General features: G+C 59.3%; 22 protein-coding genes, 1 tRNA gene and 1 pseudogene. 18 read left to right on the top strand and 6 right to left on the bottom strand.

Features of this window, described 5'->3' with window-relative positions; all coding sequences use genetic code 11:
- On the bottom strand, positions 1–1,082 hold a 1,082-nt coding region (locus OBACDRAFT_RS14695; RefSeq protein WP_232767172.1), incomplete at its 3' end, for a hypothetical protein.
- Between the two features lie 147 nt (positions 1,083–1,229).
- Between OBACDRAFT_RS14695 and OBACDRAFT_RS14690 the strand changes: the two genes are divergently transcribed.
- The gene (locus OBACDRAFT_RS14690) at positions 1,230–2,012 is read left to right on the top strand and encodes a hypothetical protein (protein WP_052362057.1); all 783 of its coding nucleotides are present in this window, start codon (positions 1,230–1,232) and stop codon (positions 2,010–2,012) included.
- Between the two features lie 663 nt (positions 2,013–2,675).
- Here the strand turns inward: OBACDRAFT_RS14690 and OBACDRAFT_RS14680 are convergent.
- The 4 genes from OBACDRAFT_RS14680 to OBACDRAFT_RS28950 all read right to left on the bottom strand — a co-directional run bounded on the left by OBACDRAFT_RS14680 (position 2,676) and on the right by OBACDRAFT_RS28950 (position 5,036).
- Positions 2,676–3,536, bottom strand: a complete 861-nt coding sequence (locus tag OBACDRAFT_RS14680) for a nucleotidyl transferase AbiEii/AbiGii toxin family protein (RefSeq protein ID WP_043586807.1) — start codon at positions 3,534–3,536, stop codon at positions 2,676–2,678.
- Positions 3,533–4,369, bottom strand: a complete 837-nt coding sequence (locus tag OBACDRAFT_RS14675) for a type IV toxin-antitoxin system AbiEi family antitoxin domain-containing protein (protein ID WP_052362056.1) — start codon at positions 4,367–4,369, stop codon at positions 3,533–3,535. Before OBACDRAFT_RS14675 ends, OBACDRAFT_RS14680 begins: the two co-directional genes overlap by 4 nt.
- Positions 4,370–4,404: 35 nt before the next feature.
- Positions 4,405–4,680 (bottom strand): hypothetical protein, encoded by a 276-nt coding sequence (locus OBACDRAFT_RS28335; protein ID WP_157837098.1) that lies wholly within the window; start codon positions 4,678–4,680, stop codon positions 4,405–4,407.
- A 209-nt stretch (positions 4,681–4,889) separates the two neighbouring features.
- Complete coding sequence (locus OBACDRAFT_RS28950) at positions 4,890–5,036, bottom strand: hypothetical protein (protein WP_198529913.1); 147 nt, start codon at positions 5,034–5,036, stop codon at positions 4,890–4,892.
- Between OBACDRAFT_RS28950 and OBACDRAFT_RS14670 the strand changes: the two genes are divergently transcribed.
- Positions 4,980–5,489, top strand: coding sequence for an AAA family ATPase (locus tag OBACDRAFT_RS14670; RefSeq protein ID WP_332835125.1), 510 nt, complete (start codon positions 4,980–4,982; stop codon positions 5,487–5,489). The genes OBACDRAFT_RS28950 and OBACDRAFT_RS14670 overlap by 57 nt on opposite strands.
- Before the next feature lie 232 nt (positions 5,490–5,721).
- Here the strand turns inward: OBACDRAFT_RS14670 and OBACDRAFT_RS14665 are convergent.
- A tRNA-Ser gene (locus tag OBACDRAFT_RS14665) sits at positions 5,722–5,811 on the bottom strand.
- A 237-nt stretch (positions 5,812–6,048) separates the two neighbouring features.
- Here OBACDRAFT_RS14665 and nuoB point away from each other — a divergent pair.
- From nuoB to OBACDRAFT_RS14590, 16 genes and pseudogenes are all read left to right on the top strand, one after another.
- A complete protein-coding gene (nuoB, locus tag OBACDRAFT_RS14660; RefSeq protein WP_043586806.1) occupies positions 6,049–6,585 on the top strand; it encodes an NADH-quinone oxidoreductase subunit NuoB in 537 nt (178 codons plus the stop codon).
- Between the two features lie 53 nt (positions 6,586–6,638).
- Positions 6,639–7,262: an NADH-quinone oxidoreductase subunit C gene (locus tag OBACDRAFT_RS14655; RefSeq protein WP_043586804.1), complete on the top strand. Its 624-nt coding sequence runs from the start codon at positions 6,639–6,641 to the stop codon at positions 7,260–7,262.
- Positions 7,263–7,280: 18 nt separating this feature from the next.
- Positions 7,281–8,540 (top strand): NADH dehydrogenase (quinone) subunit D, encoded by a 1,260-nt coding sequence (gene nuoD / locus OBACDRAFT_RS14650; RefSeq protein WP_043586802.1) that lies wholly within the window; start codon positions 7,281–7,283, stop codon positions 8,538–8,540.
- 22 nt (positions 8,541–8,562) lie between these two features.
- Positions 8,563–9,054 carry an NADH-quinone oxidoreductase subunit NuoE family protein gene (locus OBACDRAFT_RS14645; protein ID WP_043586801.1) on the top strand — a complete coding sequence of 164 codons (492 nt, stop codon included), beginning with the start codon at positions 8,563–8,565 and terminating at the stop codon, positions 9,052–9,054.
- Positions 9,055–9,058: 4 nt separating this feature from the next.
- The gene (gene nuoF, locus OBACDRAFT_RS14640; protein WP_052362054.1) at positions 9,059–10,450 is read left to right on the top strand and encodes an NADH-quinone oxidoreductase subunit NuoF; all 1,392 of its coding nucleotides are present in this window, start codon (positions 9,059–9,061) and stop codon (positions 10,448–10,450) included.
- A 103-nt stretch (positions 10,451–10,553) separates the two neighbouring features.
- Positions 10,554–12,380, top strand: coding sequence for an NADH-quinone oxidoreductase subunit G (locus tag OBACDRAFT_RS14635; RefSeq protein ID WP_052362053.1), 1,827 nt, complete (start codon positions 10,554–10,556; stop codon positions 12,378–12,380).
- Positions 12,381–12,402: 22 nt separating this feature from the next.
- A complete protein-coding gene (locus tag OBACDRAFT_RS14630; RefSeq protein WP_198529912.1) occupies positions 12,403–13,917 on the top strand; it encodes a translation initiation factor IF-2 N-terminal domain-containing protein in 1,515 nt (504 codons plus the stop codon).
- Entirely contained in the window at positions 13,917–14,552 is a 636-nt protein-coding gene (locus OBACDRAFT_RS14625; RefSeq protein ID WP_043586799.1) for a DUF4276 family protein, read from the top strand. Before OBACDRAFT_RS14630 ends, OBACDRAFT_RS14625 begins: the two co-directional genes overlap by 1 nt.
- 117 nt (positions 14,553–14,669) lie before the next feature.
- The gene (locus OBACDRAFT_RS14620) at positions 14,670–15,872 is read left to right on the top strand and encodes a complex I subunit 1/NuoH family protein (protein ID WP_043586798.1); all 1,203 of its coding nucleotides are present in this window, start codon (positions 14,670–14,672) and stop codon (positions 15,870–15,872) included.
- Between the two features lie 29 nt (positions 15,873–15,901).
- Positions 15,902–16,051: a hypothetical protein gene (locus OBACDRAFT_RS28330; RefSeq protein ID WP_157837097.1), complete on the top strand. Its 150-nt coding sequence runs from the start codon at positions 15,902–15,904 to the stop codon at positions 16,049–16,051.
- Between the two features lie 42 nt (positions 16,052–16,093).
- Complete coding sequence (locus tag OBACDRAFT_RS14615) at positions 16,094–16,642, top strand: NuoI/complex I 23 kDa subunit family protein (RefSeq protein WP_043586796.1); 549 nt, start codon at positions 16,094–16,096, stop codon at positions 16,640–16,642.
- A gap of 104 nt (positions 16,643–16,746) precedes the next feature.
- Complete coding sequence (locus OBACDRAFT_RS14610) at positions 16,747–17,280, top strand: NADH-quinone oxidoreductase subunit J family protein (protein ID WP_043586794.1); 534 nt, start codon at positions 16,747–16,749, stop codon at positions 17,278–17,280.
- Positions 17,277–17,582 carry an NADH-quinone oxidoreductase subunit NuoK gene (gene nuoK, locus OBACDRAFT_RS14605; RefSeq protein WP_043586793.1) on the top strand — a complete coding sequence of 102 codons (306 nt, stop codon included), beginning with the start codon at positions 17,277–17,279 and terminating at the stop codon, positions 17,580–17,582. Before OBACDRAFT_RS14610 ends, nuoK begins: the two co-directional genes overlap by 4 nt.
- A 13-nt stretch (positions 17,583–17,595) precedes the next feature.
- Complete coding sequence (nuoL, locus tag OBACDRAFT_RS14600; protein WP_043586791.1) at positions 17,596–19,509, top strand: NADH-quinone oxidoreductase subunit L; 1,914 nt, start codon at positions 17,596–17,598, stop codon at positions 19,507–19,509.
- Positions 19,510–19,550: 41 nt separating this feature from the next.
- Positions 19,551–21,299, top strand: coding sequence for a complex I subunit 4 family protein (locus tag OBACDRAFT_RS14595; protein ID WP_232767169.1), 1,749 nt, complete (start codon positions 19,551–19,553; stop codon positions 21,297–21,299).
- An 18-nt stretch (positions 21,300–21,317) separates the two neighbouring features.
- A pseudogene (locus OBACDRAFT_RS14590) lies at positions 21,318–21,692 on the top strand (hypothetical protein); the annotation flags it as partial.

Genomic DNA, 21,692 nt, shown 5'->3' with positions numbered 1-21,692 from the left:
CCCCCCCCCCCCCCCCCGCTGTCGAGCGGGTTTTCGACCACGCCACCCGCCTCGCGCAACAGCAGCGCCGTGCAAATATCATACGGATGACACGCCAGCGCGCCGACCAGCCCCAGCCGCTCAAACGCCAGCGGACGAATGTCCGCGATCATCCGGTCATGCCCCACGATCAACTCGCAGAGTTGCCCTCCCGTGGAGATGTATTGGTCGTCGAATACAAGCTGCCCGCCGTTGCGCCCGAAGACGCCCAGTTCCTTCCACAACGCCTCCTCCAACGCCGCGAGCCACACCTTGCCTTCGGGAAAAAACTTGGCGAACGACGCAAACCCGTGATCGAAGTCGCGCGCCTGCGAAGGGCGTGGCGTCCAGCGTTTGCGTTTCCCGTTGGCGAGGTCGATCCGCTCCGCCACGAGCCCGCCGCCGCGCACCGCGCTAAACTGGTCGGCCACCGCATGCTTGCTCGTTGGCAATTCCGACATCGCCGCCACGAAAATATCGTCCACCCGCGTGCGCGCACCGCGTTGCGGAGCCGCTCCCGCGAGCGCCCACGCGCTGCGTTTGTCGTACATGATGCCGCGCGTGCCGTCGATCGGATCAAGGATCACCTTGAGGACCGTGCGCGTCACCGGCGTGCCTTTGGGAAATGTCAGCGGCGTGTCGTCCTCGATGCCCTCCATGACGACCTGCACCGGCCACTCCTTCGCCGGCCAGTGTTGTTCAAACCAATCCGTAATCGCCGCCTCCGACACGCGATCGATGGCATAAATCGTGTCGGCCTCGGTGACGGCGGCGACCTTGGAAAAACCGAGCGCGGAACGCTGCCGCCTCCGCGCCGCAATCAACGCTTCACGTGTGGAATCCTGAAGCGAACAAAGAAGCCGCCGGAGCCGGTTGAGCTGAATCCGGTTGAATTGGGTGGGAGTCATCATGCGCCGCCGAACCATGCCGATTTCCCATCCCCGCGCCACTGCGGAATCACGTGGATTGAATGTGGCGCGGGCGTCCCGCCCGCTGTAGGGGCGTCGCTTGCGACGCCCGCGCACGCCATTCGAGGCCACGTCCTGCATTCGCGGGCTTCGCAAGCAAAGCCCCTACCATGGCCGATCCCCAACTCGGCTTGAGTGACGCAGGCGTCTCGCCCGCGCTTCCCCCCCCCCCCCCGTCCTCCGTTTCGCCCGCCACCGCCACACTTGCCAGCCGCCATCTCACCTCCCCAATCTTCCTCCTCCATGAAGAAATCACGCTGCACGCCACTACTCCTCCTCCCAAGTCTCCTTGCGTTGACCGCCACGCCCATCTTCGCCGCCGCCCCGACCGTCCCGGCCACTCCCGACTTCACCCTCCTCCCTGCCGCCGCCCAATCGCTGGAAGAATTCACCCGGCAGGTGACGCCCGACGGTGCCAAGTGGGGCGGCCCCGAGTTTGCCGTGGAGGCGCTGGTCGTGCGCCTGCCCGCCACGGAGCAACTCAAGGAATTCCCCGCCGAGCCCACCCCCGAAATCCTGGCCGCCGCCGCCCGGTTCCACGTGCGCCTGCGTCCCGGCCTCGCTGGTGGCGTGGAGCAACTCACCATGATCGACCGCACCCCGGCGGGCGTGCGCGTGACGAACCCGCAACCGGTGGGCATGCGCTTCTACGCCTACGCCCTCCCGCTTCCCGACAGCACTCCCGCCGCCGCAACCACCAAGGCCGATGCTAAAATTCCCGCCTTCGACGTGCGCCTGATGATCTCCTACGCCTTGCTGGAAGGTTTTGTTGAAGACAAGCGCGGCGGTTCCATGCACCTGACGCGCCATTTTTCCGAAGCCAGCTCCCAACTCCGCCTCACCCGCGGCTGGCTCCTGATGGGCGGCAGCCAGCGTGGACGCGACGAACTCACCGAGACCAAGGACGGCGTCAAACGTTCCAAGATGCTCCACGGTTTCTATTTCCGCATCGCCGACGAACACCCAGCCGAACCCGCCCAAAAACCCATGAACCCCACCTCATCCTCGGCGCCGAACGGAAAGTAAACCGCCTCATTTAACTGATATTACGCGGACGCTTGCGACGGAGCAGCGATTCCCAACCGCCGCACGAGACGAAGCGTCGCGTGTTTGGATAGCGAGTTCCATGAGACGAGGCGCGTTGCGCTTTGAGCAGCAGGAACAAATTGAATTGGAAGGGCATGAGTTACCGATTTTGACCCGTTTCGGGCCGATTTTCGAACCGTTTCAATCATTTCGCTCGGTTACGTCGGACGTACTAATTCATTGTTCTGTAATGAATTGATGGCGGAGCAAATGGTTTTTGAGCAAGAAAGTAAGGCAAGCTGATACTTCAAAAATCAAGCTAGCGAAGCAGGTGGATCATGTCCGGCACGATGAAGACTCCCCTGAAACAGCGGTAACTGGCACAGCCAATCGAGTTGTTTATGTCCATACGTGTCACATGGGCCGCTCTCATGCTTTCGGTTTCGTTCAAGGGGACGCATGGGATTGGAATTTTGCTGGTTGCTGATAAGGTTCGGATGGTCATCCGCGTGGCCGGTATGGCTTGAATCACTTCCGTGGCATCCATGTGGACGGTTACCGATATGCGAGAACACCGCCGAAGTTGACACAGAGCCTGACAAATTAATCAAAATATCATTGATGACTTGACTATGAAAAGTCAAGGATAAACAAGTTATCAACTTACAGCAGAACTCCCAACGTTCGCTTCATCTCGTCGCTCCGGGCCCAAGGCTTGCCGGGAATACGAGTAATGACCTCGGTGAAGACCCTTTCAAAGATTCGTTTCGTCGCGGTTTCATCAAGGTTCTGCGCTTCATTGGCCGCAAGCAATGGCCGCATGTCCGTGAGGAACGTCGGATTGGCATACTTTGCGAACATCCGGCGTTCAGCCTCTGCGCGTGAAATGTCGAGTTTGCCTTTCGCCAGATAAAGGCCGAGGCACTCCACCATGCGGTCGAGATTGAGGCCGTGGAAAACCTCAAGGGCGTGGCCGAGATCATAAAGATCGCGGCCTTTGTCCCGCTGGAGAAGCGCCCGCAGTTTGGTGGCCATGAGTTCCTCGCGGGAAAACGTTGTGATGGACGCCTCCCCCGTGAACCACGGATTCCCGATCCGAAACGGAATCTGCGCGGGTGGATCGAATGCCTCAATTTCCCAAGTGTTGATTTCGATTTTGAGGCGGATCGTGCCGGAGCCGTCCTCGGCAGGAACCCGGAAACGCAGTTTCGGTGCGACGGGACTGCTATCGTAACCCGGTTTGCCGAGCCAAGGTTCGAGCACGTCGCGGATGCGGTCAATGACAGGCTTGATCGGTCCGCTTGTCGTGCGCACCAGGTCAATATCTTCCGAGTAGCGCAAGGGGGCGGGAAAGTGCAGCTTGTTGAGCGCAGTACCGCCGCGAAAGCGAAGCTCCTTCTGGAGAAAGGTGTCCGAAAAAAGAGCCACGAGAGCGCGACAGATAATCAGGTCTTGCTCGACCTGCCGCTGGGTGCCCCAGGGTACCACCTGTCCCCACGCAATAATATTCAGGTAAGGAATCATTGTTGATCGGCTTCCGGTGCGTGACGGACGATGAGTCGCCAACGGGAATCCCGTTTCACTGGTTCAAAGGAAAGGTCCGGATCAGCCAACGCTTTTTTTGAGGGATCAAGTTCAACCCGGCGAAACCCGGGATCGTTGGCCAAGCTCGCCCGGATCACTTCGGCGGCGTGGGCATGACCGCCACGAGCGAGAAGGTAGCCGAGACGCTGACGAACCGATGTTTCAAATTTGGGACACAGAATCGCGAGTTTACCGCCGTCGATCTTTGCGCCCAATTCAATGAGAACGGTAAGAACATGATCGAGACCGCCAGTGGCATGGGAGTAGCGCACAAGATCAAAGGCGGTGAGTTCCGGGGATGAAACACGCATCGTGCCAGCCTCAGTTTTGCATTCCCCGATGCCGACGGCAACATCTTCAATATCGCGGCGGAAATGAAAAGAGACCGTGGAACGCCCTGCCCTCAGTCCGGGAAGCCGGGCGCTCGTAATGACTTGGAATTCCATGACAGCCTGATGAGCGGCTTCGTGAATTTCCGCGGCCTTTAGCAGCCCGACGTAGTAGGGATGGCCTTCAAACCGCATAAGATCGTCGATAAACCAGGTAGGCGGCGGCGCCCCCCAAGAGAAAAATTGGGGAGGAACAAGAACGTAGTAACCGTTGCGGGGAGAATAGAGCTTCCCCTGTTTTTCCAACCGGCGGGTACTTTTGAGAACCGAGTGGCGAGGGATTCCCAATTCCTTTTCCGCGTCGGCACGCGAAAAAGCTACCTTGCCCGAGGCCAGGAGTTTTTCCAAGTAGGTGGCAAAACGAATGTGGCTCTTTTTTGACATATTGTGTTGAAAAGGTGCCCTTGAAGGGTGTTTTTTCAACACGAAATGCTATTCTCGTTCATGTCATTTCGGAAAATCCACCTTAAATTTCCATTTTTAGACATGAAATGATACTTTTCAGATAGAGTCCAGCCTCTCTCATTGCCTGCTGGTTTTGCCATGTTTGCGGATTGGTTTGGGTTCGCCTCCCGGCCTTCTTCGTTCCCTTTGCCCAACGAGTAGTCGAGCTGTCGCTTGGATACGTCCACCCCCAGATTCTTGTCTAATGTTGTCATGGTTTGCTCTGCTTTGTATTCGAGTTCGTGACTCATTCAGTGGTTCGAGTTTAACCAGACGCGAAGCCGCGGCCTTGGCTTGAGGACGAGGTCATGTGCCTCTGGTAGTTCTTCGGCCACCCGATGCCGCTGGCTGCTCTCTTGCTAGCGTGGTGAATCGGCGCGAAAACGCGCTGAGAGGAGTCGGCGATGAGGCTCCTTTTACTTCGGTTTGGCGCTGAAATTCGTGTCGCACGCGCCCCGTTTTACTCGCGAGCGCCGCGTGCCGTGGTGTCCCGCATCCCGACGATGACGGCCTGCTCGGTCACGCGCTCGCCCGCGCCGACCGGGGCACGCTGCTCTTCGATGAAGTGGAGAAGGCGCACCCACTCGTCCTCGACCTCTTCCTTCAAATTTTGGATGACGCCGCGATCACCTTGGCGACCGGCGAACGGAAAAACCTTTCTGGTTACTACGTCGTTTTCACCAGCAACTTCGGTGCGGCCGAGGCCATGCGGATGCAGTCGGCTCCATTCGCCTCCATCGAGCGCACCGTGCTCGCCCGCGTCGGCCAGCAACTACGGCCCGAACTAGTCGGGCGCATGACGGAAAAACTCGTTTTCAACCGTCTGCCCTACGCGGTGCAGCGCGAGATTTGCGAGCACATGGTCGCAATCGAACAAACGCGCCTGCGCGACCTCGGGCACACTGTCGGGGTCGGCCTCGAAGACTTCGAACGCCTCTTGCGCGAAGGTCACCACAAGACCCTCGGTGCCCGTCCCATGCGGGCCGCCGCCGAACGGCACATGCAAGGTATTGTAATGGCCCGACTGGTCGCGAGTCCAAGCGGGCGGCATGGACTCTAGAATCCATGCCTTAACCGCACAATCTGTTCTTGTATTATAGGTTATAAAGCCCGTTTAGCCATGCCCCATGGCTGGATCTTTTGCCTTTTGGAGGGCCGTGAAGGGACATGCACGTCTGAGTCCAATTCGTTATGGACAATGGCCGGTCTGTCTTTACGAGCAGATTCATTCGGTTCTGATTTCAAACCAGATCGGATCATGTAAGTCACGTACTATCCAATACGTTGTAAGCTGGCGGAGAGGGAGGGATTCGAACCCCCGGTAGGCTTTCACCTACACGCGCTTTCCAAGCGCGCGCATTCGACCACTCTGCCACCTCTCCAGGTTGCTTGGCCGACGAGGGCACTCGCGTGCATCCCGCCGACGGGCGAAGGCGCGAGACAAAGAAGAACCTCCACAAGTCCGTCAATGGCTAAAATGCTTTTCCTTATTTGTTCCATCCAGGGTTCTTTTCAGAGGGGGGGAGGGCCTCAAAAGTAACTTGCGCTCCCCCGCGCGCCACTGACACGGTCTCCCGTTCAACGACTACACGACCAAGCCGCCAACAGCGGCCCTGACCATGGTAACAGCCAACAAAGATTTCGCCTGCGACAGCAAAATTGAGGGCAACGTCGTCATCTCGACCGCCGACGCCGTCATCAACTGGATCCGCTCCAACTCCATCTGGCCCATGCCGATGGGCCTCGCCTGTTGCGGCATCGAACTCATGGGCGTCGGCGGGGCGCGCTTCGACATCTCGCGCTTCGGCGCCGAAGTCATGCGCTTTTCCCCGCGTCAATGCGACTGCATGATCGTCGCCGGTACCGTCACCTACAAAATGGCCAGCCACGTCCGCCGCATTTACGACCAAATGGCCGAGCCCAAGTGGGTGATTGCCATGGGAGCCTGCGCCTCTTCCGGCGGCATGTATCGCAGTTACGCCACACTCCAAGGCGTGGACCGCATCATCCCCGTTGACGTCTATATCAGCGGTTGCCCCCCGCGCCCTGAAGCCGTCTTGGACGCCCTCGTCAAAATGCAGGAAAAAATCAAACGCACACCCGCCACTCGTCGCCTGCTCTCCAGCAAGCCCGATTCCATCGGGCTCAACGGCTAACTCCCTTCCCCCCCCCCCCCTCCCGCACTCTCTACATTTCGTATTTCAAAAAAATGTCCGCCGACATCCTCGCCGCTCTCCAAGCCCGTTTCCCTCACGCCAAACCGCGTCCGAGCGCCGACCATCCGGCCATCAACGTCCCGATCACCGAAGCCGTTGGCACCTTAAAAACCCTGCGCGACGAATTTGCCTGCGACCTGCTCATCGACGTAACCGGCATCGACAACGGCACCGACGCCACCCCGCGCTTCACCACCGTCTGGCACGTCCTTTCCACGACCAAGGCAACCTACATCCGCGTTGCCGCCGACTGCGCCAGCGACACCGAACCCGTTGCCCCTACCGTCAGCCAACTCTGGGCCGCCGCCAACTGGCACGAACGCGAAACCTACGACCTGCTCGGCATCACCTTTAGCGAGCACCCCGACCTCCGCCGCATCCTCATGTGGGAAGGCTACCCCGGACACCCCCTGCGCAAAGACTTCCCGCTCGCGGGCGTCGAAACAACGCTCCCCGATCTCGAAATCGCCGCCGTCACCGGCACCCCAGTCATTCCTGCGCCCATGGCTGGCGGACCCTTTGTTGCCTCGCCCGGCGAAATCAACCTCACCGAAGCCGAACCCCGCGCCAAGGACGAGAGTTGGAACGAACAGCAACCAAAGCCTTCAGCCCTTTAGCCTTCAGTCTTTCCCGTAATGTCCACCGAATACACCTTCCCCGATGCCGCCGCCCGGACGACCGCCCATGCCGCCGGGGACCCGCTCTTCCAGACCATCGCCGCCTCCGACGATGAAAAAATGTCGATCTCGATGGGCCCCTCGCATCCCTCGACCCACGGCGTGCTCCGGCTCCAACTCGAACTCGACGGCGAAATCGTCACCAAGTGCGACCCCGTCATTGGCTACCTCCACCGCGGCGACGAAAAAATCGCTGAAAACATGACCTACAACCAATTCGTTCCCTACACGGACCGATTGGATTACCTCGCCCCGCTCGCCAACAACGTTGCCTACGCCATCGCCGTTGAACGCCTCGCTGGCCTCGAAGTCCCCGCGCGTTGCCAAGCCATCCGCGTCATCGTGGCGGAACTCGCCCGCATCTCCTCCCACCTCCTCGGCTTCGGTTCCTTCGCGATGGATACCGGCTCGTGGACGGCGTTCATGTATCAGTTCAACGAACGCGAAAAACTCTACAAACTCTTCGAAGAACTCACTGGCGCCCGCTTCACGACCAGTTACACGCGCATCGGCGGCCTTGCGCGCGACGTACCGGAAGGCTGGATACAACGCGTCGATGCCTTTTGCGACCAATTTCTGCCCTTGCTCGAAGAAATGCTCGGCCTATTGACCCGCAACCGCATCTTTATCGACCGCACCGAAGGCGTTGGCGTCATCAGCCGCGAAGACGCGCTCTCCTACGGACTCACCGGCCCCAACCTCCGCGGCTCCGGCGTCCCCTTCGACATCCGCAAAGACAAACCCTACTGCGGCTACGAAAACTACGAATTCGACGTGCCCGTCGGCACCAAGGGCGACAGTTACGACCGCTATCTTTGTCGCGGCGAAGAAATGCGCCAGTCCGTGCGCATCGTGAAACAGGCCATCAAAAACTTCCCTGGTGGCGCATGGTATGCCGAGGACGCCCGCCGCATCTACGCCCCGCGCAAAGACAAAGTGCTCACCTCGATGGAAGAGCTCATCAACAACTTCATGCTCGTGACCGAGGGACCGCAGATGCCTCCCGGCGAAGTCTATTTCGAAGCCGAAAACCCGAAAGGCGCGCTCGGTTTTTATATCGTGAGCAAAGGAGGCGGAGTGCCGTGGCGCATGAAAATCCGCAGTCCCTCATTCTGCACCCTCTCGATCATGCCCAAGGTAGGTGTTGGCTGCCTCTTCACCGACCTCACCGCCATCCTCGGCTCCTTCGACTTCGTCATGGGCGAAGCCGACCGGTAAACAAAACCACTTTCCCGTTTCGATGAATCTGAAGCCAGAAACTCTCCAGCGTATTGACGAAGTCATTACGCACTACCCGGTGAAACGCAGTGCCACGCTGCCGCTCCTGCACCTCATCCAAGAAGACGCCGGTTACATCTCCGACGAAGCCATGGAGTGGATCGCCGACAAACTGGGCATCGAACGCATCCACGTCCTCGAAGTCGTCACCTTTTATCCGATGTTCCGCAGAAAACCCATCGGGCGCCGCCACATCAAAGTCTGCCGCACCCTCTCCTGTGCGCTCATGGGCGGATACAAAGTGTGCGAAACCATGCAAAAAGAATTCGACACCCACCTCAACGAAGTCAGCCCCGACGGCGAAGTGACTGTTGAGTTTGTCGAATGCCTTGCCTCCTGCGGCACCGCGCCCGTCGTCATGATTGACGAAACCCTCCACGAAAACGTCACCCCCGCACGCGCCCGCGAACTCGCCGCGCTCATCAAACAACAAGCTGCTGCCCGCAAAAACTGACGCCATGTCCGCTCCCGCCAACGCTCCCGCCAATCCTCCCGCCAATTCTCCCGCGCCGCAGCAACGCCGCATCATTTTCAAGCACATCGACGAGGCAGCTTACTCCAACGACATCGACTGCTACCTTCGCAACGGCGGCTACGAAATCCTCAAGCGCGCCGTTGCCCGCAAACCCGAAGACCTGCGCGACGAAGTGAAAAAATCCGGCATTCGCGGACGTGGTGGCGCGGGCTTCCCCTGCGGCGTCAAATGGGGACTCGTTGACCGCAAAAGCGGCAAACCCATTTACCTCATCGTCAATGCCGACGAATCCGAGCCCGGCACCTTCAAGGACCGCTACATCATCCATCAAGACCCGCACCAACTCATCGAAGGCACGATCATCTCCTGTTTCGCCAACGACGTAAAACAAGCCTACATCTACATCCGTGGCGAGATGCCCGAAGGCGCGCGCATCCTCGAACGCGCCATCGCCGAAGCCCGCGCCAAAAACTTCGTCGGACCCAACATCCTCGGCACCGGTTACAGTTGCGAAATCTACGTCCACCGTGGCGCTGGCGCCTACATCTGCGGCGAGGAAACCGGCCTCATCGAATCCCTCGAAGGCAAACGCGCCAACCCCCGCATCAAGCCCCCCTACTTCCCTGCCGTCCTCGGCCTCTACCAATGCCCCACCATCGTCAACAACGTCGAGACGCTCTGCCACGTTAAGCACGCCATCGACATCGGCGGCGATAACTACGCCAAGATCGGCACGCCCAACAACACCGGCACCCGCATCTTCTGCGTCTCCGGCCACGTGCAACGCCCCGGCTACTACGAATTCGAAGCCGGCAAAATCACGATGGGCCAACTCCTCAACGACGTGTGCGGCGGCCCCCTTCCCGGACGCAAATTCAAGGCCGTCATCCCCGGCGGCTCCTCGGCCAAAGTCTTCCGCTTTGGCGAAACCTTCACCCTCAAGAACAAAGACGGCTCCACTCGCACGCTGACCGTTGAAGACATCCCCATGGACTTCGACACCCTCGCCGCCTGCGGATCAATGGGCGGCTCCGGCGGCGTGATCGTCATGGACGACTCCGTCAACATGGTCGAAGCCCTCGCCAACATTAACGCCTTCTACTCGCACGAATCCTGCGGCCAATGCACACCCTGCCGCGAAGGCTCGCTCTGGATGAAAAAGATCACCGCCCGCATGGTTCACGGCACAGCCCGCGCCGAGGACGCCGCGCTCCTCAAAGGCGTTGCCGACCAAATCCCCGGACGCACCATCTGCGCCATGGGCGAAGCCTGTTCCTGGCCCACGCAGAGCTTCCTCCAAAAATTCGGCGACGAATTCGCCAACTACTACGAAACGAAAAAAACACGTCCCGCCGACGCCCTCCCACTCGTCTAAAAACCATCCACCACCACTCGACTTAAATCGCCTTACATCGACTTAAATCGATTCCAGTCGAAACACCACCTCCCGCCCTCCCGCACATCACGCCACCTTTTCAATGAGCAGCCAGCCCGTCACCGCCGCCACCGTGTCAGCCCCTCCCCCCCCCCCCCCCCCCGACCTCATCACCGTCAACATAGACGGGCGCGAAGTCTCAGTCCCGCGCGGCACCAACATCATTGAAGCCGCCCGACTCGTCGGCGTGGACGTACCCCACTACTGCTACCACCCCAAACTCACCATCGTTGGCAACTGCCGCATGTGCCTCATTGAAATGGGCCTCCCCGCCGTCGATCCCGCGACCAAAACCCCCATCATTGACCCCGCCACCGGCAAACAAAAAATCAACTGGATGCCCCGCCCCCAGATCGGCTGCGGCACCAACGCCACCCCCGGTCTCCACATTCGCACTACAACGCAAATGGTGCGCGACGCCCGCGAAGGCGTCATGGAATTTCTCCTCATCAACCACCCCCTCGACTGCCCCATCTGCGACCAAGCCGGCGAATGCAAACTCCAAGAACAAGCCACCGGCTACGGACGCGGCTACTCGCGCTTCATCGAAGAGAAAAACGTCAAACCCAAGCGCACCCAACTCGGCCCCCGCGTCACGCTCGACGACGAACGCTGCATCCTCTGTTCGCGCTGCGTTCGCTTCAGCAAGGAAATCGCCAAGGACGACGTCCTCGGCTTCGTTAACCGCGGCAGCCACTCCACACTCACCTGCTACCCCGGACGCGAACTCGCCAACAACTACTCGCTCAACACGGTGGACATCTGTCCCGTCGGCGCGCTCACCTCGACCGACTTCCGCTTCAAAATGCGCGTCTGGTTCCTCAAACAGACCAACAGCATTGACACCGAAAGTAGTGTCGGAGCCAATACAACCATCTGGTCCCGCGAAGGCGTCATTTATCGCATCACCCCCCGCCGCAACGACGCCGTCAACGACACCTGGATGCCCGACAGCGGACGCCTCCTCTACAAACAAGTCGCCGCCGCCAACCGCCTTACCTCCCCTGCCCCGCTCGACGACCTGATCGCCCAAGCTGCCACTCTCCTCCGACGTGGCGCGGGCGTCCCGCCCGCTTCCGGCGACACCCTTGCCCTCGTCGCCAGCACCCGAGCCACGCTCGAAGAACAACACCTCGCCAAAAAACTCGCCGACGCCCTCAATATCCCCGCCAACGCGCGACACATCCCCGCGCACCTCGGCGAAAGCGACGGACTCCTCATCTCCGCCGACCGCGCACCCAACACCCGTGGCGCACTCGTTACCGGCCTCATTGACGCCCCCCCCCCCCCCTCCCTTGCGCGACTCGCTGCCGACATCGACTCCGGCAAAACCAAAACCCTCCTCGTCCTCGGCGAAGACCTCACTGCTCCCGAACTCGCCCCCGGCCTCACCGCCGCGCAACTCGCCAAAGTCACGATCATTTACCTCGGTACCCACGCCAACACTACAAGCGCCGCTGCGAAACTCATCCTCCCCACGCTCACCGCCTTCGAAAAAACAGGCAGCTACATCAACCAACAATTCCGCCTGCAAAAATTCGCCAAAGCCATCCCCGCCCTTGCAGGTGCGCACGACGACCTCCTCGTCCTTACCAAACTCCTCGCTGCCATCAACCAAAGTGGCGCGGGCGTCCCGCCCGCATCCGTTGCCACTCAGCCTGGGACCGCCGGCATCCTGTCGGCTCCAACGCTCGCCGCCATTTGGGAATCGCTTGCTGCGACCACGCCTGCGCTCGCTGGCATCACCCACGCCACCATCCCCGACGAAGGCCGCCTCCTCAACGCCACACCTTGGACCGCGCTCACCTTCCCCGAAGGCGCAACACTCCACTACGCCCCCGCCGCCACCTTCACACGCCAGTCCACGTAACATCTGACTCCCATAAGGTAGAATGAGCATCCGTATTCACGAACTAGCCCAAAGAATCAGCATGGAAAGCAAGGCCTTGCTCGCCTTGCTGAAGGAGCGCAACTTCGACGTGAAAAGCGTCTCCAGCACCATTGACCACATCAACGCCGAAGCCCTCATCGACGAATTCAGCTCCAAACCCGCTGACGACACCGGCACCATCCAAACCAACCTCGACGGCAACGACAACGAAACCACCTCCACCCGGCCCCCTTGCCTACCCGACAAAACGCCAATATTTCAGCAGATACACCTCACCAATTTTCTCTCCTTCGGCCCTGACGCACCGCCGATTCCGCTGCGAAGCCTCAATATTATCATCGGTCCAAACGGCTCGGGAAAATCCAATCTCATTGAAGCATTTGATCTTCTTCGTGCTTCTTCCAACGATCTTACTGTTCCGATTCGAGAAGGTGGCGGTGCGCAAGAATGGTTATGGAAAGGATCCCTGCCCTCTGCAGCCGCGTCCCCATCTGCAGCCTCAATCGCCTTACATTGTTCAATCTCAAAAATCACTGCCGCACTCCATTACCGCATCGCCTTCGCGCCCGTGCAGCAATCCTTTGAACTTACGGATGAAGTTCTGGAAGATGCTGCCCGACGTGATCCTCGCCGTAAGGATGTATTCTTTTATTATCGTTATCAAAATGGTCATCCAACCATTAACGTCCGCGAACTCAACCCTCCTCAGCATAAGAAACAGAATCAGCCCCGCACGTCTTCCCCTACAGACAAAGTTCAGTTTCCTCTATCCTTTAAGCGCAGCCTCAAACGTGATGAAGTAAAAGCCAATCAGTCTATTCTCTCCCAGCGCAAGGATCCGGAAGTATATCCCGAGATCACCGCAACCAGTGAAATTTTTGCCAATATTCAGATTTTTCGGGAGTGGCAGTTCGGACGTTCCTCCACACTTCGTCGGCCCCAGCCTGCTGATTCTCCTGCCGACATTCTTCTGCCCAGCCTCGCCAATCTCGGGCTTGTCCTCAACGATCTCGAACATCGCTCCGGCATCTGGCCACGCATCAACGAATACTGCCGTCGTTTTCTCCCCCGTTTCAGCCACCTCACTACCCGCATCCAAAACAACTCTGTTCAAATAAATCTCTTTGAAGACGGTCTGAGTAGTCCCGTTCCTGCCACGCGTCTTTCTGACGGCACCATCCGGTTTCTTGCAATACTAGCTATTTTGCTTTCTGCCGACCGTTATCCACTTGTTTGCATCGAAGAACCCGAACTCGGGCTCCACCCCGATGCCCTCCCGATCCTCGCTGATCTCCTCAAAGAAGCATCTGAAAAAACCCAACTCATCGTGACGACCCACTCCGACGCACTCGTCTCGGAATTTTCCGATCAACCCGAATCCATTCTGGTCTGCGAACACATGGCTGGCGAAGGCACGACCCTCAACAGACTGGACTCAACAAAACTCAAATTCTGGCTCGAAAAATACCGTCTCGGTGAAATCTGGCGCATTGGAGAAATCGGAGGAAATCTCTGATGCGACAAAAACGTTCCCTTCGCATTTATATTGAAGGCGGCGGAGATACTGTCGCCCGCCAGGCCAAGCTCCGTCAAGGTATGGACTGCTTCCTCAAGAAGCTCCCATATCTCCAAAATCAACGCTATCACTGGACTGTAGTCTCTTGCGGAGCACGTCCCAAAACATGGGAAGCCTTTCAAAGAGCCCGTCACAATTACCCAACCTCCATCAACATTCTCCTTGTTGACTCCGAAGACCCAGTAACCACGCCCGACCCCAGACAACACCTCGAACAACGCAAGGACGACGCTTGGCCGATGTCTGAAATCGACATTACACACGTCCATCTCATGACCCAGTGCATGGAAACTTGGATCGTCGCCGACCCTGAAACCCTCAAAAAATACTACGGACAAAACTTCCAAACCAAAGCCCTCCCCAAACGCCAGAATTTGGAGGAAGAACCCAAACCACAAATTTACGACGCACTCAAAAGAGCCACTCGCGACACCACCAAAGGCGAATACGACAAAATCAAGCACGCCTCCGAAATCCTGCCCAAACTCGACCCTAGCCTCGTTCGAAAACGCTGTCCCCACGCCGAACGTTTTTTTGAAACTCTCACCGCACTCGTAACCGCTGAAACAGCTTGAAAAAAATACGGTAAACCTGCCGCTTGACGCTACCCCCTCCCTAACACAACACCACGCCGCCACAATTCCGTTTCTTTAATTTCTAATTTCCAACTCATAATTCCGCCTTCTTCCGCAATGTTCGCCGCTCTCTCTGATTTCTACTTTGAACTCCCGCTCCTCCTTCGCCTCGTGATCCAAGGCGGCGCGGTGATGCTCTTCATGTTTCCCGTGGCTGCCGCCTGTTCGATGGCCGAGCGCAAAATCGCCGCATGGATACAAGACCGCCCCGGTCCCAACCGCACCGCGACCCCGCTCCTCATGTGGATACCCATCCTCGGACCGCTCCTCAAACGCTTCGGCGTCATGCAACTCATGGCCGACGGCGGCAAATTCCTCTTCAAAGAAGACCCCGTCCCCGCCTTCGTCGAAAAACTCTACTTCATCGCCGCGCCCATCGTCGCGATGATCCCCGCGCTCTGCACCGTCGTCATAGTTCCCTTCAGCGCCTACATCGCCAACATCAACGGCACGCCCACGCTCGTCCCCGTCATGCTGGCCAACGTCGATGTCGGACTCCTCGCCGTGTTCGCCGTTTCATCGCTCGCCGTTTACTCGCAAATCCTCGCTGGCTGGGCCTCGCATTCCAAATATTCCTTCCTCGGCGGCGTCCGTGCCTCCGCGCAAATCATCTCCTACGAACTCTCGCTCACCCTCAGCGTTCTCCCCGTGTTCCTCTGGATCAACGGTCCCCTCGCCAGTGAAGTCGCCGCAGGCAACACCGCCGCCTTCGAAGGCTCGCTCAGCCTCTTCCGCGCCGTGCAATTCCAAACCCAACCCGGCTTCTGGGGCGGTGCCTGGTTTATTTTCCTGATGCCCCTCTCGGCCTTCATTTACCTCGTTGCCCTCTTTGCCGAAACCAACCGCCAACCCTTCGACACCATCGAATCCGAAGCCGACCTCGTGAACAGCTTCGCCTCCGAATACGGCGCTTACAAATGGTCGCTCTTTTACGTCGCCGAATACTGCCACATGCTCGTCGGCTCGGCGGTCTTCGTGCTCCTCTTCTTCGGAGGATGGAACCCGCTCCCGTGGGTCTTGAGCCTCACCGACCTCGCCACCTGGCTGCACATCGTGGACATCCCGCTCCTCACAGCGATTCTCGGTATCATCATCTTCGTCGGCAAAGTCCTCTTCATGATCTTCTTCTTCATGTGGGTGCGCTGGACGCTCCCGCGCTTCCGCTACGACCAAGTCATGAACATCGGCTGGAAAAAGTTGCTCCCACTCTCCATCGCCAACCTCGTCGTTTACACGGTCGTGATTGCCTTCCTCTCGTGAAATGCTGAAACGCTAAGAACCCAAATACCATGAACACCATCGCGCTCCTTGGCATCAGTATTCCAGAACTCATCATCATCCTCTTTTTCGTCGGTCTTCCGATTGCCCTCATCGTCTATGTCGTCAAAAAGCTCAGCTCTCAAAACCGACAAGCACCGCGACCAACCGAGCGTAAGTAAATCGCATTCTTACCGCATCCATCATTTCAGCCTTTCCCGTCCATGTCCGTCATCCAAGTAGAACGCAAACCGCTCACCCTGCTTGAGCGCACCTATCTCCCGCAAATCGCCGGAGGATTGAAAACCACACTCAAGCACATGGTCGCCAAACCCGTGACGATGGAGTACCCCGAGCAACGCCCCGAAATCCCTCCCGGCTACCGCGGCGCGCCCACTCTGGTTTACGACCCGCACGGACGCGAAAAATGCGTTTCCTGCCAACTCTGCGAATTCGTTTGTCCGCCCAAAGCCATCCGCATCACCCCCGGCGAAATCCCCTCCGACGATCCCAACGCGCACGTCGAAAAACGCCCGCAAGAATTCAAGATCGACATGCTCCGCTGCATTTATTGCGGCTTCTGCCAAGAAGTTTGCCCCGAAGAAGCCATCTGGCTGCAAAACCATTACACCGTCACCGGTTTCACCCGCGACGAACTCGTGAACAACAAACAAAAACTCTACGAAATGGGCGGCACCCTCCCCGACGAACACTACAAGTGGGACAAGAAAAAAGCCGCCGAAGAAGCCGCCGCCCACAACGGACACCACTAAACCTCCCCCCCCCCCCCCCCCCCCGCGCGCGCCGCTACAACCAACACTCTTCCCTCCGGCCATTTCGCAAACCGAACTCCGCAATCCGCATTCCACAATTCCCGATGTCGTCTCTCTTCTTTTACGTTTTCTCCACGCTCGCCCTCGCCTGCGGACTCGGTGTGGTGTTTAACAAAAACACCGTCACCTCGGCCCTCTGCCTGCTCGGCGTCCTCGTCAGTCTGGCCGGCATCTTCGTTCTCCTCGAAGCCTTCCTCCTGGCCGTGCTGCTCATCTTCGTTTACGCGGGCGCGGTCGTTGCCCTGTTCCTCTTCATCGTCATGCTTACCGACGCCGCAGGGGGGGGGGGGGGGAAGCGTTTTAGCAAAACCACGCTCGTCGCCGGACTCATCTCCGCCGTCCTCCTTCTCGCCGCGCTGTATTCAATCTACGCACACGGCAGCTTCGACACCATCGCTCCTGCCGCCTCCGTCGGCGCCAGCCTCAAAACCTACGGACGCGAACTCTTCACGACCTATCTGCTTCCCGTGCAGATCGTCGGATTCCTTCTCCTCATCGCCATGCTCGGCGTGATCGTTATCAGCAAAAAAAACGCCGGTGAATCCGTCACCGGAACCGCTTCGGAGGCCAACAAATGACCATCGGACTCAACGAATATCTCTACCTGAGCGCCGCCCTCTTTGCGGTTGGATTCCTCGGTGTGCTCGTTCGCAAAAACACGCTCGTGATTTACATGTGCCTTGAGCTGATGCTCGTGGCCGCGACCGTCGCCCTCGTCGCCTTCTCGCGTTACAACGGCACCATGAGCGGCAACGTTTTTGTGTTCTTCATCCTCACGGTTGCCGCCGCCGAAGTCGCTGTTGGCCTTGCCATCATCGTCGCCCTCTTCCGCCAACGCCGCACCATCGACGTCACCAAGCTCAACTCTCTGAAAAACTAGCCTGTCCGCCGCCATGCCACTTTCCAACGGCACCTCGCCCATCCAACTCGCGCTCCTCGTCCTCCTGCTTCCGCTGGCCTCGGCGGCGCTCATCGCACTCTTTCTCCGTCGCCTGGGCAACATCGCCGCCCTCGTGTCCACCCTCACCGCCGCGGCCATCGCCGCTGGCGCGCTCGCCCTCGCCTTTGGCGGCACACGCATCACCGGACCCGAAGCCTCCATCGAATGGCTCCGACTCGGCGGATTCTCGCTCTCGCTGGGTTTCAAATTCGACGACCTTGCCGCCCTCATGCTCTCCGTTGTCGGCATCGTCGGCCTCTGCGTTCACGTCTTTTCGCTCGGCTACATGAGCGACGACTCCGCCAAGGCCCGTTACTTCGGCGGACTCTCCATTTTCATGTTCTCCATGATCGGCATCGTCCTCGCGGACAATCTGTTCATGATTTTCATTTTCTGGGAACTCGTCGGTTTCAGCTCCTGGCTCCTCATCAACCACTTTTGCGATAAAACCAGCGCCGCCGACGCCGCCAAAAAAGCCTTCATTGCCAACCGCGTTGGCGACTTCGGATTCCTCCTCGGCATCATCGCCTGCTACGCGATTTTCGGCACCGTCAACCTCTCCCAACTCGCCATCCTCGCCAACGGCGGCGTGGCCGTTGCCACCTGCATCCCCCTCCTCCTCTTCTGCGGTGCCGTCGGCAAATCCGCGCAAATGCCCCTCCACGTCTGGCTCCCCGACGCCATGGAAGGCCCCACGCCCGTCTCCGCCCTTATCCACGCCGCCACGATGGTCGCCGCCGGTATCTACATGCTCTGCCGCATCGAACCCCTCTTTGCCGCCGCGCCCGACGCCCTCACCATTGTCATGTGGGTAGGCACCGCCACCGCCCTCTACGCCGCCCTCTGCGCCGTCACGCAACGCGACATCAAAAAAGTCCTCGCTTACTCCACGCTCTCGCAACTCGGCTACATGGTCGCCGCCTTCGGACTAGGCCGCCTCGCCCAACCCGAAGCTCCCGCCGAGCAAACCCTGCTCCTCGCCGGAGTTGGCGCCGCGATGTTCCACCTCACCACGCACGCCTTCTTCAAAGCCCTCATGTTCCTCGGCTCCGGCTCCGTCATTCACGGCTGCCACCACGAACAGGACATCTTCAAAATGGGCGGCCTCGCCAAGAAGATGCCCGTGACGTTTATCACATTTACCATCGGCGTTCTCGCCATCGGCGGACTCCCCTTCATCTCCGGTTTTTATTCCAAGGACGCCATTCTCCACCTCGCCCAAGCCAAGAGCCAACCCGTCTTCGTGATCCTCGTGGCGACCGCCGTGCTCACCGCGTTTTACATGGCCCGCATGTGGAAACTCGTCTTCCTCGGCACCCCGCGCACGCACGCCTCCGAACACGCGCACGAAAGCGGTCTCTCCATGACGATCCCGCTCATCGTTCTCGCCGCGTTGTCCATCGTTGGCGGCTGGACCACTGGCAAACTCGGCAACCTCCTTTACGGCTCTCACTTTAACGGCGTCTGGTCGCAAATCCCCCACGCACACGGCAGCAGCGTCCTCATCATGAGCATTACGATCCTGCTCGTTGGCGCAGGCACCGCGCTCGTGTTCTACAAAAACGCCGCGACCGACACTCTGGAAAAAAAATCCCCTCCGCTCTTCACGCTCCTTGCCGCGCTCAAAGCCTCCTTTGACGCCGCCTACGACTACTACGTCGCAAAAATCCAGCAACGTTTCGCCCTCCTTCTCAACGGAGCCGAAATGCTTCTCCTCTCCGGCCTCATCATCCGTGGAGCCGCAGGCATCACCGGACTCTTTGGCCTTGCCGCCCGCGCCCTCCACACCGGCAGCCTTCACGCCTACGTTTACTGGTTCCTCATCGGCGCCGCCCTCTTCTGGGCGCTGGCCGGTGGACTCCTCTAAAAAGCCATCCTCCCTCCACACCACTTTTAGCTCTTTTCAGAATGCCATCGCCAATCTTCCCGTTCGATCCACTCCTGCTCTCGATCCTGCTGCCAATTCTGGCGGCCATCCTCATCACGGCCTTTCGCCTGCCCGCGCGCCCCGCCCGACTCCTTGCCGCCGTGGGGTTCCTCGCCCCCGTCCTCCTCGCCGCGCTCGTCGCATGGAAATTCCCGCTTGCCCAAACCCACCACGGCTACCGCTTCCTGAGCACCTTTGACACCGGTCTCGTCCGACTCGGCATCACGCTCAAACTCGGCCTCAACGGTATCTCGCTCCCCCTCTATCTCATGGCCTCCATCGTCGGCCTTGCCGCCGGACTCTACGCCATGCAGAGCAAAGCCGAACGACTCCCCCTCTACCTCTCGCTCCTCCTCGTCATGCACGGCGGACTCATGGGCGTGTTCAGCAGCGTGGACGTCTTCTTTTTCTATTTCTTCCACGAACTCGCGCTCATCCCGACCTTCATCATGGTCGGCATCTGGGGCGGACGTGACCGCAACTACGCGGCCATGAAAATGACCATTTACCTCACCCTCGGCGCGATGCTCTCCCTGATCGGCCTCATTGCCCTTTACTACAAAAGCGGCGCGCAAAGCTTCGACATCATCACCCTCCGCAACGTCCTCCTCAACGCCGGTTCGGGAACAAACCCGCTCACTGCCGCCTCGCAAAACGTCATCTACGGCCTTCTCCTCTTCGGCTTCGGCATCCTCGTATCGCTCTGGCCACTACACACCTGGGCACCGCTCGGCTACGGCGCCGCCCCCAGCTCCGCCGCCATGCTGCACGCCGGCGTCCTGAAAAAATTCGGACTCTACGGCCTCATCCAAATCGCCTGCCCCCTCCTCCCCGCCGGAGCCGCGCACTGGGTCCAATGGCTCGCGCTCCTCGCCGTCGTTGGCAACATCCTCGTCGTCGGCTTCATCACCATCGCGCAAACCGACCTCAAGCAAATGGTCGGTTACAGCTCCGTCATGCACATGGGCTACGCCTTCCTCGGCCTCGCCGCTTACTCGGCGATGGGCGTTGGCGGCGTCGTCATGATGATGGTCGCGCACGGCTTTTCCGCCGCCCTCCTGTTCCTCCTCACGACCAGCGTTTACCACCGCACCCAAACCTTCGACATGCGCGAAATGGGCGGACTCGTAAAACACGCCCCCGTCCTCGCCGCCTTCTTTGTTGTGGCGACGATGGCCAGCATCGGACTCCCCGGACTCGCCAACTTCTGGGGCGAACTCACGATCTTCGTCGCCGCCTGGCAATTCTCCAAACTCTACACCGCACTCGCCGTCAGCGGTATCATCCTCTCTGCCATTTACGGACTCCGCGCCGTGGCCCGCGTCTTCTTCGGACCCCAGACCGAAGCCTTCGCCAAAGTCACCACCACCACGCCGCCACGCGACCTCTGCTGCTGCGAAAAAATCCCTGCGCTCATCCTCATCGTCGCGCTCTTCGCCATCGGCCTCTGGCCCAAGCTCATCAGTACCCACCTCAACGCCGCTGTCTCTACGCTTTACAACGACGCACCACTCCGAGGCGCGGGCGTCCCGCCCGCTGTAGGGGCGTCGCTTGCGACGCCCGCGCCAGCCGGACAGATTTACCAAATACCAGAAGCGCAATCGCAGGCCCAAATGCAGCCCGAAACGCAATCGCGGGCTTCGCAAGCGAAGCCCCTACCACAAAGTGACGCGGGCGTCCCGCCCGCTTCCGCCCCCGCCCCCCATAATTCACAATCCCTCAATTCCTAATTCTCCTAATTTTCACCGATGCCCGCCGTCACTGACATCACACTCGCCCTCCAGAGCGCCGCCGAAGACAACATCTGGTTGTCCATCGCTCCCGAAGTCGCGCTCGGTCTCCTCGCTCTCCTCCTTCTTGTAGTTGAAATCATACTACCGAAGAAAACAGCGACCATCCCCGCGCTCTCGATCCTCGGCCAGTTCGCCATCCTCGGCCTCTTCGTCGCCAACTACAACGAACCCCTCATCTCCACCGGCGGCACGATATTCAACGGACTCCTTGCGCAGAACGATCAAAGCCAGTTCATGCGCCTCTTTTTCCTGCTGACCTCGATCCTCGTCTCGATCCTCGGCACCGTCTCCCTCGCCAAACAAAATAAACTCAACGCCTCCCCCCCCCCC

The sequence above is a fragment of the Geminisphaera colitermitum TAV2 genome, from assembly GCF_000171235.2.
GTDB classification, from domain to species: Bacteria; Verrucomicrobiota; Verrucomicrobiia; order Opitutales; family Opitutaceae; genus Geminisphaera; species Geminisphaera colitermitum.
The sequence above is the reverse complement of the archived record's forward strand: the minus strand, read 5'-3'. Positions and strand labels throughout refer to the sequence as shown.

Excerpts from the sequence above, each read along its gene's own strand:
- OBACDRAFT_RS14690 (WP_052362057.1), top strand. The coding sequence starts at position 1,230 with ATGAAGAAATCACGCTGCACGCCACTACTCCTCCTCCCAAGTCTCCTT.
- OBACDRAFT_RS14680 (WP_043586807.1), bottom strand. The coding sequence starts at position 3,536 with ATGATTCCTTACCTGAATATTATTGCGTGGGGACAGGTGGTACCCTGG.
- OBACDRAFT_RS14675 (WP_052362056.1), bottom strand. The coding sequence starts at position 4,369 with ATGTCAAAAAAGAGCCACATTCGTTTTGCCACCTACTTGGAAAAACTC.
- OBACDRAFT_RS28335 (WP_157837098.1), bottom strand. The coding sequence starts at position 4,680 with ATGAGTCACGAACTCGAATACAAAGCAGAGCAAACCATGACAACATTA.
- nuoB (WP_043586806.1), top strand. The coding sequence starts at position 6,049 with ATGGTAACAGCCAACAAAGATTTCGCCTGCGACAGCAAAATTGAGGGC.
- OBACDRAFT_RS14655 (WP_043586804.1), top strand. The coding sequence starts at position 6,639 with ATGTCCGCCGACATCCTCGCCGCTCTCCAAGCCCGTTTCCCTCACGCC.
- nuoD (WP_043586802.1), top strand. The coding sequence starts at position 7,281 with ATGTCCACCGAATACACCTTCCCCGATGCCGCCGCCCGGACGACCGCC.
- OBACDRAFT_RS14645 (WP_043586801.1), top strand. The coding sequence starts at position 8,563 with ATGAATCTGAAGCCAGAAACTCTCCAGCGTATTGACGAAGTCATTACG.
- nuoF (WP_052362054.1), top strand. The coding sequence starts at position 9,059 with ATGTCCGCTCCCGCCAACGCTCCCGCCAATCCTCCCGCCAATTCTCCC.
- OBACDRAFT_RS14635 (WP_052362053.1), top strand. The coding sequence starts at position 10,554 with ATGAGCAGCCAGCCCGTCACCGCCGCCACCGTGTCAGCCCCTCCCCCC.
- OBACDRAFT_RS14630 (WP_198529912.1), top strand. The coding sequence starts at position 12,403 with ATGAGCATCCGTATTCACGAACTAGCCCAAAGAATCAGCATGGAAAGC.
- OBACDRAFT_RS14625 (WP_043586799.1), top strand. The coding sequence starts at position 13,917 with ATGCGACAAAAACGTTCCCTTCGCATTTATATTGAAGGCGGCGGAGAT.
- OBACDRAFT_RS14620 (WP_043586798.1), top strand. The coding sequence starts at position 14,670 with ATGTTCGCCGCTCTCTCTGATTTCTACTTTGAACTCCCGCTCCTCCTT.
- OBACDRAFT_RS28330 (WP_157837097.1), top strand. The coding sequence starts at position 15,902 with ATGAACACCATCGCGCTCCTTGGCATCAGTATTCCAGAACTCATCATC.
- OBACDRAFT_RS14615 (WP_043586796.1), top strand. The coding sequence starts at position 16,094 with ATGTCCGTCATCCAAGTAGAACGCAAACCGCTCACCCTGCTTGAGCGC.
- OBACDRAFT_RS14610 (WP_043586794.1), top strand. The coding sequence starts at position 16,747 with ATGTCGTCTCTCTTCTTTTACGTTTTCTCCACGCTCGCCCTCGCCTGC.
- nuoK (WP_043586793.1), top strand. The coding sequence starts at position 17,277 with ATGACCATCGGACTCAACGAATATCTCTACCTGAGCGCCGCCCTCTTT.
- nuoL (WP_043586791.1), top strand. The coding sequence starts at position 17,596 with ATGCCACTTTCCAACGGCACCTCGCCCATCCAACTCGCGCTCCTCGTC.
- OBACDRAFT_RS14595 (WP_232767169.1), top strand. The coding sequence starts at position 19,551 with ATGCCATCGCCAATCTTCCCGTTCGATCCACTCCTGCTCTCGATCCTG.